Here is a 13,568-nt window from a genome sequence, read left to right on the forward strand (position 1 = left end):
GTCGAGGGCAGGACGTGAGCGACGAGAATACCATCACACTCTATGAAGCCATCGGCGGGGATGCGACGGTGAAGGCGTTGGTGCATCGCTTTTACCAGTTGATGGACACGCTGCCGGAAGCGGCGCGCTGCCGGGCCATTCATCCGGCTGATCTCACCGAAAGCGAAGAGAAGTTTTATGATTATATCACCGGCTATCTCGGCGGGCCGCCTGTCTATATGCAAAAGCGCGGCCATCCCATGCTGCGGCGTCGGCACTTTGTCGCGGAGATCGGACCGTTGGAGCGGGATGAGTGGCTATTGTGTTTTCGCCGCGCCATGGACGAGACCATTGCCCATGAGAAGCTGCGCGAGATCATCTGGGCGCCGATTGAAAAGCTTGCCCATCACATGCAGAACAAGGAATAGCGGCATGAGCCTGCGCGCATTGAGACCTCTCCTGCTGATCTTGTCCGGCCTGTTCGGCGCCTGCGGCGTCGGGCTGGCGGCTGCGGCGGCGCATGTGACGGGGGCTGGCAATCTGCTCGGCCCCGCCTCCTCGATTGCGCTCACCCATGCTCCCGCCTTGCTGGGGCTTTATCTGGCCGGTGACAGGATTCGTACCGCCACGCTCTCCGGCCTGGTAATCGGCCTTGGCGTGCTGCTATTTGCTGGTGATCTCGCGGTCAAGCAATGGAGCGGCCAGAGCCTGTTTCCCATGGCCGCCCCAACGGGCGGTATCGCGATGATGGTGGGTTGGACGCTGCTGGCGCTCGGCGCGTTTTTGCCGCGCACCTGATCAGCTGTTGCGCCGTGCCGCGTTGCGGTGCCATTGCGGCGGCGGAAAATCGATGACCTCGGCTGAAATCGCGTCGCGCCGCAACCCCTGCGCCAAATGCTGGGTGCGCGACACGGGCCGTTCATGCAGGCCCGGCAGCCGGATGATCTCTGCCATCGCCGCCTGCCGCTCCCGGCCATCCTGCTCGCGTTCGTACAGGGCGCCGATCAGTCCCTCCCCCGCCTGGTCACCAAGCTTGTGCAGCTCGATCATCAGGCTGCCGTCACTCCCGTCATGCATGAAATATGTCCCTCAATTGCTGTCAGAGCGGTCGTTCAACGTCTGAAGCGCCCGTTCCAGGCTGGATTTCGAGCCGTTGCGCAGCGGAATGAAGGTCTTGCCGAATTTCTTGCAGCCGCTCTTCACCCGCAGACACGCATCATGGCTGATACAGTCGATCGGGCAGAACACGCAGTCGACCGAAGGCAGAACCGTATCGATCCGCGAAACGGCTTCCCGCAATCCGCCATCGTGATGGATCAGCTCGGCGCCAAAATTGGTGGCGATCTGGCGCAAATGCGCTACCTGGCAATCGCGCCCGCCGACATAGAGAAAGCTCTTGATATCCGCCTGAGCGCCCTTCTCATCAACCGGGGCAGCGGTGACCGCGCGCTTGTCTGTCTGCTTCTTCTTTTTCGGCGCATTGTGTTTTGCCATGGACCGTCTCCTGTGTATGGCGGCGGCGTCTTGCCATCCTTGTGTGTGCAATCACCCTACAAAACATGAGTAAAAGAGTAAAGTATATAGTGGAGGATTTTCATCATGTTTTCCGCAGCGAATGCGGACGAGATTTCAAACAGGCTTTTTTGGCAAAAAACCCGATAATACTATTTTAAATCAATATCTTAAAAAATTTTCCGCAATGCGGCATATTGTAATTTTTACCGTTTGATAAATTTTTTATCCTGCGTTACGCTTTTCCCAATCGCTTCGAACAAAAAAGAGGGAACTGCGATGCGAAAACTGGAACCGGGCCTGAAGGCCGGGCGGCTTGACGCTGTCGATTATGTAAAAAACTTCTCCGACCTGCATCCGCGCCTGGGCGACCATGAAGCGCTTGTCGCGTCTGACCGCTGCTATTTCTGTTATGACGCGCCCTGCATGACGGCCTGTCCGACCTCAATCGACATTCCGTTGTTCATCCGCCAGATCTCGACGGGCAACCCGACCGGCTCGGCCAAGACGATTTTCGATCAGAACATCCTCGGCGGCATGTGTGCCCGCGTCTGTCCCACCGAACAGCTCTGCGAAGAGGCCTGTGTACGCAACACCGCCGAAGAACGCCCGGTGGAAATCGGCCGCTTGCAGCGTTATGCGACAGATCTAGCCATTGAACATGGCCACCAGTTCTACACAGCCGCGGCCTCGACCGGAAAGACCATTGCCGTGGTGGGTGCCGGTCCGGCCGGTCTTGCTTGCGCGCATCGGCTGGCCATGCACGGCCATTCCGTCACCATCTACGACACCCGCCCCAAGGCAGGCGGTTTGAACGAATATGGCATTGCCGCCTACAAAACCACAGATGACTATGCCCAGGCGGAAGTGGATTACATCCTGTCGATTGGCAATATCGATGTGCTGCACGGCCAGATGCTGGGCCGCGACTTCACCCTCGCCGACCTCAAGGCAAAGTTCGATGCGGTGTTTCTCGGCACCGGCCTTGGCAATGTCAATATGTTGACCATTCCCGGCGCCGATACCAATGGTGTGATGGATGCGGTGGAGTTCATCGCCCATCTGCGCCAGGCAGACGCCAAGGGCAATGTGCCTGTCGGACGCGACGTCGTCGTCATCGGCGGCGGCATGACCGCCATTGATGCGGGCGTGCAGGCCAAGCTGCTCGGTGCGGAAAACGTCACCATCTGCTATCGCCGTGGCAAGGAGCATATGAACGCCTCGGATTATGAGCAGGACCTTGCCGCCTCCAAGGGCGTGCAGATCCGCCATTGGCTCCAGCCGAAGGAGGTTGCGCATCACGGCGGCCATATCGCCTCGATCAGCTTTGAATATACCCATCTGGAAAACGGGCTGATGAAGGGCAGCGGCCACACCACCGAGATCAAGGCCGACCAGATCCTCGTCGCTATCGGCCAGAAGCTCGACCCGGAAGGCCAGGACAGCCTTGCGATGCAAGGCGGCAAGATTACCGTGGATGCAGAGGGTCGTACATCGCTTCCTGGCGTCTGGGCGGGCGGTGACTGCGCCTTCGGCGGCCAGGACCTGACGGTCTCCGCCGTTGCCATGGGCCGCGACGCGGCTGAAAGCATCAACCTGACGCTTGCTGCGGACGCCTCCGGCGTCAGCGCCGTCGCCTGAGCCGGAGGGATTGAACCATGGCTGATATTAGAAATAATTTCGTCGGCATCAAATCGCCCAACCCCTTCTGGCTGGCCTCTGCGCCACCGACCGACAAGGCCTATAATGTCGAGCGCGCCTTCAAAGCCGGCTGGGGCGGCGTGGTGTGGAAAACCCTCGGCTCGGAAGGCCCACCGGTCGTCAATGTCAATGGTCCCCGCTACGGGGCCATCTGGGGGGCGGACCGCCGCCTGCTGGGTCTCAACAATATCGAGCTGATCACCGACCGCCCCTTGCAGGTCAATCTTCAGGAAATGAAGATGGTCAAGATGAACTGGCCAGACCGCGCCCTGATCGCCTCGATCATGGTGCCTTGTGAGGAAGAGGAATGGAAGGCGATCCTGCCGCTGGTGGAAGAAACCGGGGCTGACGGCATCGAGCTGAATTTCGGCTGTCCGCACGGCATGTCGGAACGCGGCATGGGAGCCGCCGTCGGCCAGGTGCCGGAATATATCGAAATGGTGGTGCGCTGGTGCAAGCAATATAGCCGCATGCCTGTGATCACCAAGCTGACGCCTAATATTACCGATATCCGCAAACCGGCCCGCGCTGCCAAGGCGGGCGGCACAGATGCGGTGTCGCTGATCAACACCATCAATTCCATCGTCTCGGTCGATCTCGACAGTTTTGCCCCCAATCCCAGTGTTGGCGGCAAAGGCAGCCATGGCGGCTATTGCGGCCCGGCGGTCAAGCCGATTGCGCTGAACATGGTGGCGGAAATCGCCCGCGATCCGGAAACCTATGGCCTACCGATCTCAGGCATCGGCGGCATTACCACCTGGCGGGATGCGGCAGAGTTTTTGGCGCTCGGCGCTGGCAATGTGCAGGTCTGCACCGCCGCCATGACCTATGGGTTCAAGATCGTTGAGGAAATGATCACGGGCCTGTCCGACTGGATGGATGCCAAGGGTCACGCATCGCTGGATGACATCTGTGGTCGCGCCGTGCCCAATGTCACCGACTGGCAATATCTCAACCTCAACTATATCGCCAAGGCGCAGATCGATCAGGATGCCTGCATCAAATGCGGCCGCTGTCACATCGCCTGCGAGGACACGTCCCATCAGGCGATTACCAGCATTGTCGATGGCGCACGCAAGTTCGAGGTGATGGAAGACGAATGCGTCGGCTGCAACCTCTGCGTTAATGTCTGTCCGGTCGAAAACTGCATCACCATGGTCGGCCTGGAACCCGGCACGCTAGACCAGCGCACCGGCAAGCCAGTCGATCCGAACTACGCCAACTGGACGACCCATCCCAATAATCCGATGGCGGTGCAGGCAGCGGAATAAGTCCAACCGCCATCGCGGTGGCGCTGGACTTCCCTTTGTGAATATCTCAAAGCCTTAAACTGGCAGCGAGTGACGGTCGGCCGGGTTCAGATTGAACCAGCCAGATTGTCACTCGCTTTTTTCATTTGTCTTTTTGGGTTTCCGTACGTTTCCGAGCAAAAATGATAGGGAACGACGTGAATTGCATCGGTATTTTTAATATTAATCATATCTAAATAAAAACAAGCTGGCGAAAGTTGGTGTGAAAATTCAGGAATTCTCAATTTTTTCATGAACTGATGCAGTCGTTATTTCATCGCGTGCTTGACGACAATATCCGCACAGCGCCTTGCACCTCTATCGTGGAGCGCGTTTCATCCAGATAACATGACAACACAATGCGTCGACTATACTGCATGCAACCCTATTTTTATCCATGGATCATTGGAGAATTTCTATCAAAAACTCCAGAATATTTGAGAAGATATTCAATAAAATCATAATCTTAAATTTTCTGAGATTTTTCTTTTACATAAGAAATATCAATAGCTTCAATTGAAAATTGGATATTTTTTGTAATGATTTTTTCTACACCAAAAAGGAAATTTTAGAGAATTACTTTGCAATGAACTGACCAAGCCTGCATAAGTATATTTTAATAAGAAGAGAGATCTATCGAGATCATCCAAAATGGGCAAAACGATTAGGGTCAATCTTCGAAATGAATACTGCATCTTACGCTCTACCGAGCGCGACAGGATCGGACCGGGAACTAGGATCGATTCTCGGACAAATCCGAGGCGAAAACAACAAGATCGAAAGTCCGTCAGGTGACATAGGCGCCTGGCAGACTCTAAAGAGCAGGACCGAAATATCAATATATCTGCACGTTGAAGAGTTTGATGATGATCATTTCTGCCTGGGCCGATAACATTGCGGGAAGTGTCAGGAAGCTTGCCAGCTTCTACTGGCCCGCTTTGATTGTTTGCGCTGCGGTTTTCGTCACTATTTTTGCAATCGAAAGCCAAAATCGCAAAGCCTATCTGGAAGACAGGAAGGCCGCGATCTCCGACAAGCTCAGCCCCGTGCGCGCCCGGCTGGAAGGCAATATCAAGGCCGACATCAAGATGCTCCAAGGCCTGCTTGCCGTGCTTGAAACCGAGCCAGACATGAGCCAGGCCCGGTTTTCCGCCATTGGCAGGCGATTTTTCTCCAGGCCTGTCCGGCTGCGCTCTATCAGTCTTTCCTTCGACATGCGGACAAGACTGACCTATCCGTTCATTCTCAACCAGGTTGGGCATGACTTCACAGCCAACCCGCAAGAGCAAAAAGCCGCCGTCCAGGCCGAGAACAGCAATATCTATGTCATCACAGAGCCGATGAACCTGCCGACAACAGGCAAGAGTCTCGTTATCTTTTACCCCATTGCGTCATCGAGCCTGAGCGAACCGGCCAGCACGTCACCGGACTTGCCGGACCAGACGTCCCCTCAGAATAAGCCCTTCAGCCATGGCCTGCTGCGCGGCACCGTCGATGTGGAGCGGCTGTTTCGCGAAAGTGGCCTCTATGACCTCGATCTGAATGTCGCGCTTTACGCCGGTTCCGATACGCAAAACGCAGTCAGCACGGCGTTTTTCGGCGATCCCGCACTAATCGGCGCCAGCGCGGTGCGCATGGAGGTCAGCATTGGCGCCCAGACCTGGGTGCTGGCGGCAGCGCCCAAGGGCGGGTGGCAACAACCCGCCAACGAAATCTGGTTCCGTCAATTGGTAATGTTCATCCTGGCGCTGGCAATCATCACGCCTTTCCTGTGGGTCGCGCATCTTCTGATGGAACGGCAGGCCAATATTGCCGAGCTCAACGATCAGGAACGCGAATTGCGCACTCTGTCACAACGATTGCAAATCGCGCTCGACGCCTCGCAAATCGGCGTGTGGGAAATGGATATCGGCAGCCTCGCCCTGACCTGGGACAATCGCATGCGCCAGCTCTACGATTGTGATCCGTCCCGTCCGATTGAAATCCGCGAGGACTGGAGCAACTGTCTTCATCCGGAGGACCGGGAAAGCGCCACTCACGCTCTGGCCTCGGCCATCCGCACCGGCTCCAATTACTCGACCGAGTTCCGTATTCTGGATCGCAGCGGCCAGATACGCCATATCCGCTCCTTCGGATCGATCTATCGCGATGCCGATTTTCGCAAGAAGATCGTCGGCGTGAACTGGAACATCACCGCGGATGTCAAACTGCATGAAGCCCTGCACGATGCCAAAACCGCGCTCGAGGCCCAGAACCAGGAACTGGAAAACGCCCGGCAGATCATGGAACATACGTCCCTGCACGATCCCCTGACCGGACTTGCAAACCGACGCTTCCTCGACCGGCATCTAGCCGACATCGAAGACCTAAGGGGTAGCGGCAAATCTGTCGCTTTGCTGCATATCGATCTCGACAGGTTCAAGGAGATCAACGACACGCTGGGCCACGCGGCAGGTGACGCCATGCTGCGCCATGCCGCCAGCCAGATCAATACCCATATTTCCCCCGGCGATTTTGCCGCGCGCATCGGCGGCGACGAATTCGTGGTGGTCAAGCACAACGAGAGCAGCCAGGCCGCAGCCCGCAGCCTTGGCGAAACCCTGATCGATGCCATCAACCAGCCAATCCATTGGGAGGGCCAAGAATGCCGTGTTAGCGCCAGCATCGGCATCGCCCAATCCTGCAACAGCCACCCGCATCTGGAACAGGCCTTGATCAATGCCGATATCGCGCTTTACGAGGCAAAACGGCGCGGAAAGAACCGGCTGGAATTCTTTTCCGACACGTTGAAGGAAGCCACCCTTTCCACCAAGCGCACCGCCGACGCCATTCTGCGCTCGCTGGCCGATCACGATTTCATTCCCTATTTCCAGCCGCAATTTGACGCGCACACCATGCAGATTACTGGCGTCGAGGCGCTCGCGCGCTGGCAACATCCGCAGCTTGGCCTGTTGCCGCCGATTGCCTTCCTGTCGGTGGCCGAAAGCCTGAATGTCGTGGCCGCCATCGACAACAGCATTCTCGAACAATCGCTTGCCGAGGCCCGGCGCTGGCAGGAGCACGGACTGGATACGCCGCATGTCTCCGTTAATATCTCTGCCCAAAGATTGTTCGACGATGGGCTTGTCGCCCATCTACGCGATACACCGCTTCCCGCCGGCGGCCTTGCCTTCGAATTGCTGGAATCGATCTCCTTCGATGACAAGGCGGAAGCCGCGGCAACCGCCATCAGCCAGATCAAAATCCTCGGCATCGATATCGAGATCGATGATTTCGGCACCGGCTATTCCTCGATCCTCAGCCTGTTGAAGCTCTCGCCCCGACGGCTGAAAATCGACAGGCAATTGACCCTGCCGATCATCGAGAGCAAGCAACAGCGACGGCTGATCGGCTCGATTGTTGAAATCGGCCGATCGCTTGGCATCGAAATCATTGCCGAAGGTGTGGAAACCATGCAGCACGCCGACATTCTGCGGGATCTCGGCTGTCATACCTTGCAGGGCTATGGCCTGGCCCGCCCCATGAACGGCGACGACCTGTTCGCGCTTTTGAAGCGCCGATCTCTCGACCGTAAACAGGATGCCATCGCGCTCTGATGCTTTTTGAAATGCCTCATTTTTGAACGGAAAAGGGGTCGCCTCGCTTTGCCCTGCATCGTATAGAGAGCTTTGGCGCAACAAGCGTGGCCGCCATTTTGCCTATCATTCACAAAGACCCAATCCGTGACAGCATCGACGATTTCCCCCTCGCCTGAAAAAGACGATATAAGAGACAGGCATAACAGCCATGCCCGTGGCCGCGAGAAACTGAAGGCCCATCTGGCCGTTTTGCTGTTTGCCGTGTTGCTCGCCACCTCCTTTTCCTTCGGTGGCATGGCGACCCACATGATCGATCCGATTGCGGTCCAGGCGCTACGCTATATCGTCACCATCGCCATCACAGCTTTCCTGTGCTTCCGCATTAAGCGCTATCCGCTCAAAGCGCCGCGTCGCCCGGTCCGCTTCGTGATTATCGGCGCGCTGATGGCCACCTATATGATCAGCATGTTCATCGCCCTGCAATTTACCGCCCCTGTGGCGACCGGGGCGATTTTCACGATGATGCCGCTGATGAGCGCAGGCTTCGCCTGGCTGTTGATGCGCCAAAAAACCCGAGGCCGGGTGATGGTCAGCCTGGTGATTGCCGCCATCGGGGCGATCTGGGTGATCTTTCGCGGCGATGTGCAGGCGCTGATCCATTTCGACATCGGCAAGGGCGAGTTGATCTATCTCGTCGGCGTGACCGCGCATGCGATTTACGTGCCGCTGCTGCGCAAATTCAACGAGAACGAACCGGCGCTGATCTTCCTGCTCTGGTCGGCGGTGGGCACACTCGCCTTCATTATGGTGCCGGGCGTGCCCCGACTGATCGCCCTCGACTACGCCTCGATCTCCTGGCTTGGCTGGGGTCTGGTTCTCTATCTGGCGGTCGTGACAACGCTGATCACCTTCCTGCTGCTGCAATATGCCTCGCAGCGCCTGCCCGCGCCCAAAGTGCTGGCCTATAGCTACCTGACGCCAAGCTTCATCATTCTGCTGGAAGGCGCCATGGGCCATGGCTGGGCGCCGATGGCCGTATTTGCCGGGGCGCTGATCACAGCCGCCGGACTTCTCGCCATGGCCCTGCTGCCGGATTGATCCGGCCTTGCGTTCACATTCCTGGCTGGAGACCTCGCAGGAACAGGCCTTCCAGAAACCGTGCGGCATTCTCGAACCGCTCGTCTTCCGCCGTCCCCGCGCCCAGCACGGCACGCACCTGCACGTCGAAATCAGCGTAATGCTGGGTGGTGGACCAGATTGAAAAAATCAGGTGATAGGGGTCGCAGGCGACAAGCTTGCCCGCCATGATCCAGCTGCGAATGACCCCGGCCTTCTCATCGACCAGATCTTTCAACGGCCCTTTCAGCACATCCTCGATAATGGGTGCACCCTGGAGCACTTCATTGGCAAACAACCGGCTTTCGCGCGGAAAATCTCGGGCCATTTCCAGCTTGCGGCGGATATAGCTGCGGATTTCCTCCTGCGGATCGCCCTCGGCATCGAAAGCGCGCAGCGGCTTCAGCCACGTCTCCAGCAGCCGGTCCATTAAAAGCCGGTGCATCGCCTCCTTGGTGCGGAAATAATAGAGCAGATTGGGTTTCGACATGCCCGCCACCTCGGCGATCTGGTCGATGGTCGAGCCGCGAAAGCCGCGCATGGAAAACACGTCCAGTGCCGCTTGCAGGATGACCTCCTCCTTTTCTTCCTGAATCCGCGTCCGCCTCTGCGTCCTTGATGCCCTGGCAATCGCCATGCTCTCTCCCTGTCTTCCCCATGCCTGCCTGCGCCTTGCTGCTTCCAACCCTGCCCCGGAAGCAACCAGACGCGCCTCAAAAAAATAGGCGAAAGCTTTGGCCGAATTTTTCGCGTTTTTCGGCTTGAGTGCTACGCCGGAAGTTGTAATGTTTACCAATCGGTCAAATATCAATCACTGCCCTCAGAAAGGCAATGGTTGAGACCGAAACAAAGGCTCAAAAATAACAAGAGCTAACAATGATGGGAACAGCGGTTTTCGATGGGCATCGAAATCCCTGCACAAATTAGGATTGATAAGATGACGGCTCACCCCGGTGCGAACCTGCGCGTAAATGCTGACCGGCTGTGGGACAGCCTGATGGACATGGCCAAGATTGGCCCCGGCATTGCTGGCGGCAACAACCGCCAAACCTTGACGGATGAGGATGCCGAAGGCCGCGCCCTGTTTCAAACATGGTGCGAAGCCGCAGGCATGACCATGGGCTTGGACCAGATGGGCACGATGTTTGCCACCCGCCCCGGCACCGACCCGGATGCCCTGCCCGTTTATGTTGGTTCCCACCTCGACACCCAACCCACCGGCGGCAAATATGATGGCGTGTTGGGCGTGCTGGCAGCGCTGGAAGTGGTGCGCTCGATGAACGACCTTGGCGTTAAAACCAAGCACCCGATTGTTGTCACCAACTGGGCCAATGAAGAGGGTGCGCGCTTTGCCCCCGCCATGCTGGCCTCTGGCGTGTTTGCTGGCATGCATACGCTGGATTACGCCTATTCGCGCAAAGACCCCGACGGAAAATCTTACGGCGATGAGCTGAAGCGCATTGGCTGGCTGGGCGACGAAGAAGTGGGGGCGCGCAAAATGCACGCCTATTTCGAATATCACATCGAACAAGGGCCGATTCTTGAAGCTGAGAACAAGCAAATCGGCGTTGTTACCCACTGTCAGGGCCTGTGGTGGCTGGAATTTACCCTCACAGGCCGCGAGGCGCATACCGGCTCTACCCCGATGAACCTTCGCGTCAACGCTGGACTTGCCATGAGCCGGATCATCGAGATGGTGCAGGATGTGGCGATGAGCGAACAGCCGGGTGCAGTTGGCGGCGTCGGCCAAGTGTTCTTCTCACCCAACTCGCGCAATGTGCTGCCGGGCAAAGTGGTGTTCACGGTGGATATTCGCACGCCAAGCCAAGACAAGCTCGACCGGATGCGGGAGAAAATCGAAGCGGAAGCGGCAACAATCTGCGAAGCGCTGGGTGTTGGCTGCTCGGTGGAAGCCGTCGGCCATTTCGACCCCGTCACCTTTGATCCCACACTGGTGGGCCGCGTGCGCGATGCCGCCGAGCGGTTGGGCTATAGCCACATGAACATCATTTCCGGCGCTGGCCACGATGCCTGCTGGGCAGCACGGGTTGCGCCATCGACGATGATCATGTGTCCTTGCGTGGGCGGGCTTTCGCATAATGAGGCGGAAGAGATTTCCAAGGAGTGGGCTGGTGCTGGGTGTGATGTGTTGTTGCACGCGGTGCTGGAGACGGCGGAGGTTGTGGGGTGATGGACAGCATGATCGTTTTGATCTGCCGCCTACCCCCCTCTGCCCTGCCGGGCATCTCCCCCTCAAGGGGGGAGATCGATTCTGGGTTTGCCCCTTACACCTCTTTTTTGTCGCGCATCGGAGATCCCGACGCTTGAAGAAAAACAAGGCGTTTCCTCTATCCAATCTCCCCCTTGAGGGGGAGATGGCTGGCAAGCCAGAGGGGGTGAACGGCAAATTGAAAGCTTGATTGGCAACCAAAAACAAACACGGGTGAATACACATGAGCACAGTCATCAAAGGCGGCACTATTGTAACAGCCGATCTCACCTACAAGGCCGATGTCAAAATCGCGGGCGGGATCATCACCGAAATCGGCCTCGACCTTTCCGCCGATACCGCGCTGGATGCCTCCGGCTGTTACATCATGCCGGGTGGCATCGATCCGCATGTGCATCTGGAAATGCCGTTTATGGGCACCTATTCCGCCGATGATTTTGAAAGCGGCACCCGCGCAGGCTTGGCTGGCGGCACCACCATGGTGGTGGATTTCTGTCTGCCCGATCCCGGCCAATCACTGCTGGAAGCGCTGACCCGCTGGGACAATAAATCCACCCGCGCCAATTGCGATTACTCCTTCCACATGGCCATCACCTCATGGGATGAGCGCATTTTCAACGAAATGCAGACCATTGTGCAAGACAAGGGCATCAACACCTTCAAACACTTCATGGCCTATAAGGGGGCCTTGATGGTGAATGATGATGAGATGTTCGCCTCCTTCTCCCGCTGTGCCGAACTGGGCGCGCTGCCGCTGGTGCATGCTGAAAATGGCGATGTGGTCGCGGCCATGTCGGCCAAGTTACTTGCAGAAGGCAATGACGGGCCGGAGGCGCACGCCTATTCCCGCCCGGCTGAAGTGGAAGGCGAAGCCACCAACCGCGCCATCATGCTGGCCGATATGGCGGGCGTTCCGCTCTATGTGGTGCATACCTCTTGCGAACAAGCCCATGAAGCCATACGCCGCGCCCGGCAAAAGGGCATGCGGGTCTATGGCGAGCCACTGATTCAGCATCTGACACTGGATGAAAGCGAATATTTCGACAAGGATTGGGACCACGCCGCCCGCCGGGTGATGTCGCCGCCGTTCCGCAACAAGCAGCATCAGGATAGCCTCTGGGCTGGCCTGCAATCCGGCTCGCTGTCGTGCGTTGCCACCGACCATTGCGCTTTTACCACCGAGCAGAAGCGGTTTGGCGTCGGCAATTTCACCAAAATCCCCAACGGCACCGGCGGCCTGGAAGATCGCCTGCCGATGCTGTGGACCTATGGCGTGGCCACGGGCCGTCTGACCATGAACGAATTCGTGGCCGTCACCTCCACCAACATCGCCAAAATCCTCAATATCTATCCGAAAAAGGGCGCGATCCTTGTGGGGGCCGATGCCGATATTGTGGTGTGGGACCCAAAACGCTCCAAGACCATCTCGGCCAGCAACCAGCAATCGGCCATTGATTACAATGTGTTCGAGGGCAAAACCGTCACCGGCCTGCCGCGCTTCACCCTGACCCGTGGTGTAGTGGCGATTGAGGAAAGCACGGTGAAAACGCAGGAAGGCCACGGCAAGTTTGTGAAGCGCGAGCCTTATCCGGCGGTGAGCAAGGCGCTGTCTACGTGGAAGGAGCTCGTCTCACCGCGTAAAGTGGAACGGACGGGCATTCCGGCGAGCGGGGTATGAGGGTGAGCAAACTCAAGATGATGAGGGCTTATCTGGGCGCTGTAATCACAGGGCTAATGGTTTTCGCTCTCATCATGTTGCCAATATTTCTCTTACCTTTGATGACTTCAAGTGAAACAAAATTCTCAACCGATGCGGTTTTAAACGGATCAGTTGGCTCATTTATATTAATTCTTATGTTTCTTGGATATGGACTTCCAATATCCTTCATCACAGCCGCACCTTTTACTTTAATATGCATTTCCCTTATCGGAATTGCATGGAACGCAACGCATAGGAATTCCATTATTCTAGGTGCGCTATGCCCACTCGTATCGACAGCATTTTTCACCATACTGTTTATCATGCCGACGACGTCACCACCTGATCCTGAAAGCAACCGATTTAACGACTATATTTTACCGGCTCTGGTCGTAGGTGCCGCATTGATCCCAAGCGGTGCCGTCGCCGGATCGGTTTTCTGGCGTCTGGGACTGAGACCGAAG

The 13,568-nt window shown here is 57.1% G+C and carries 12 protein-coding genes; 8 read left to right on the forward strand and 4 right to left on the reverse strand.

The window, feature by feature from the left end; all coding sequences use genetic code 11:
• Positions 1 to 14: 14 nt before the first annotated feature.
• Together FS819_RS11370 and FS819_RS11375 are read left to right on the forward strand one after the other, a co-directional pair.
• The gene (locus FS819_RS11370; protein WP_234624526.1) at positions 15 to 407 is read left to right on the forward strand and encodes a group II truncated hemoglobin; all 393 of its coding nucleotides are present in this window, start codon (positions 15 to 17) and stop codon (positions 405 to 407) included.
• A 4-nt stretch (positions 408 to 411) separates the two neighbouring features.
• On the forward strand, positions 412 to 777 hold the full coding sequence (locus tag FS819_RS11375) for a DUF423 domain-containing protein (RefSeq protein ID WP_156546809.1): 366 nt from the start codon (positions 412 to 414) through the stop codon (positions 775 to 777).
• Here the strand turns inward: FS819_RS11375 and FS819_RS11380 are convergent, their stop codons facing one another.
• Complete coding sequence (locus FS819_RS11380) at positions 778 to 1,056, reverse strand: hypothetical protein (protein WP_156546811.1); 279 nt, start codon at positions 1,054 to 1,056, stop codon at positions 778 to 780.
• A 12-nt stretch (positions 1,057 to 1,068) separates the two neighbouring features.
• Positions 1,069 to 1,473 (reverse strand): DUF2325 domain-containing protein, encoded by a 405-nt coding sequence (locus tag FS819_RS11385; RefSeq protein ID WP_156546812.1) that lies wholly within the window; start codon positions 1,471 to 1,473, stop codon positions 1,069 to 1,071.
• Between the two features lie 297 nt (positions 1,474 to 1,770).
• Here FS819_RS11385 and FS819_RS11390 point away from each other — a divergent pair, with 297 nt between their 5' ends.
• The 4 genes from FS819_RS11390 to FS819_RS11405 all read left to right on the forward strand — a co-directional run bounded on the left by FS819_RS11390 (position 1,771) and on the right by FS819_RS11405 (position 9,157).
• Positions 1,771 to 3,132, forward strand: coding sequence for an NAD(P)-dependent oxidoreductase (locus FS819_RS11390; RefSeq protein ID WP_156546814.1), 1,362 nt, complete (start codon positions 1,771 to 1,773; stop codon positions 3,130 to 3,132).
• Positions 3,133 to 3,149: 17 nt separating this feature from the next.
• Positions 3,150 to 4,463 carry an NAD-dependent dihydropyrimidine dehydrogenase subunit PreA gene (gene preA, locus FS819_RS11395; RefSeq protein WP_156546816.1) on the forward strand — a complete coding sequence of 438 codons (1,314 nt, stop codon included), beginning with the start codon at positions 3,150 to 3,152 and terminating at the stop codon, positions 4,461 to 4,463.
• Between the two features lie 881 nt (positions 4,464 to 5,344).
• Entirely contained in the window at positions 5,345 to 8,077 is a 2,733-nt protein-coding gene (locus FS819_RS11400; RefSeq protein WP_156546818.1) for a putative bifunctional diguanylate cyclase/phosphodiesterase, read from the forward strand.
• Positions 8,078 to 8,203: 126 nt separating this feature from the next.
• Entirely contained in the window at positions 8,204 to 9,157 is a 954-nt protein-coding gene (locus FS819_RS11405) for a DMT family transporter (protein WP_234624525.1), read from the forward strand.
• Positions 9,158 to 9,170: 13 nt separating this feature from the next.
• Here FS819_RS11405 and FS819_RS11410 read toward each other — a convergent pair whose 3' ends face one another.
• On the reverse strand, positions 9,171 to 9,812 hold the full coding sequence (locus tag FS819_RS11410) for a TetR family transcriptional regulator C-terminal domain-containing protein (RefSeq protein ID WP_156546822.1): 642 nt from the start codon (positions 9,810 to 9,812) through the stop codon (positions 9,171 to 9,173).
• A 300-nt stretch (positions 9,813 to 10,112) separates the two neighbouring features.
• Here FS819_RS11410 and FS819_RS11415 point away from each other — a divergent pair, with 300 nt between their 5' ends.
• Together FS819_RS11415 and hydA are read left to right on the forward strand one after the other, a co-directional pair.
• Positions 10,113 to 11,366 carry a Zn-dependent hydrolase gene (locus tag FS819_RS11415; RefSeq protein ID WP_156546824.1) on the forward strand — a complete coding sequence of 418 codons (1,254 nt, stop codon included), beginning with the start codon at positions 10,113 to 10,115 and terminating at the stop codon, positions 11,364 to 11,366.
• A 262-nt stretch (positions 11,367 to 11,628) separates the two neighbouring features.
• A complete protein-coding gene (gene hydA, locus FS819_RS11420; protein WP_156546828.1) occupies positions 11,629 to 13,083 on the forward strand; it encodes a dihydropyrimidinase in 1,455 nt (484 codons plus the stop codon).
• Between the two features lie 28 nt (positions 13,084 to 13,111).
• Here hydA and FS819_RS11425 read toward each other — a convergent pair whose 3' ends face one another.
• Entirely contained in the window at positions 13,112 to 13,417 is a 306-nt protein-coding gene (locus tag FS819_RS11425) for a hypothetical protein (RefSeq protein WP_498723961.1), read from the reverse strand.
• Positions 13,418 to 13,568: the final 151 nt, after the last annotated feature.

The organism is Allorhizobium sp. Av2 (genome assembly GCF_021462805.2).
Taxonomy (GTDB): domain Bacteria; phylum Pseudomonadota; class Alphaproteobacteria; order Rhizobiales; family Rhizobiaceae; genus Allorhizobium; species Allorhizobium vitis_G.

Coding starts and splice junctions, on each gene's coding strand:
- FS819_RS11375 (WP_156546809.1), top strand. CDS start 412: ATGAGCCTGCGCGCATTGAGACCTCTCCTGCTGATCTTGTCCGGCCTG.
- FS819_RS11380 (WP_156546811.1), bottom strand. CDS start 1,056: ATGCATGACGGGAGTGACGGCAGCCTGATGATCGAGCTGCACAAGCTT.
- FS819_RS11385 (WP_156546812.1), bottom strand. CDS start 1,473: ATGGCAAAACACAATGCGCCGAAAAAGAAGAAGCAGACAGACAAGCGC.
- FS819_RS11390 (WP_156546814.1), top strand. CDS start 1,771: ATGCGAAAACTGGAACCGGGCCTGAAGGCCGGGCGGCTTGACGCTGTC.
- preA (WP_156546816.1), top strand. CDS start 3,150: ATGGCTGATATTAGAAATAATTTCGTCGGCATCAAATCGCCCAACCCC.
- FS819_RS11400 (WP_156546818.1), top strand. CDS start 5,345: ATGATGATCATTTCTGCCTGGGCCGATAACATTGCGGGAAGTGTCAGG.
- FS819_RS11410 (WP_156546822.1), bottom strand. CDS start 9,812: ATGGCGATTGCCAGGGCATCAAGGACGCAGAGGCGGACGCGGATTCAG.
- FS819_RS11415 (WP_156546824.1), top strand. CDS start 10,113: ATGACGGCTCACCCCGGTGCGAACCTGCGCGTAAATGCTGACCGGCTG.
- hydA (WP_156546828.1), top strand. CDS start 11,629: ATGAGCACAGTCATCAAAGGCGGCACTATTGTAACAGCCGATCTCACC.
- FS819_RS11425 (WP_498723961.1), bottom strand. CDS start 13,417: ATGGTGAAAAATGCTGTCGATACGAGTGGGCATAGCGCACCTAGAATA.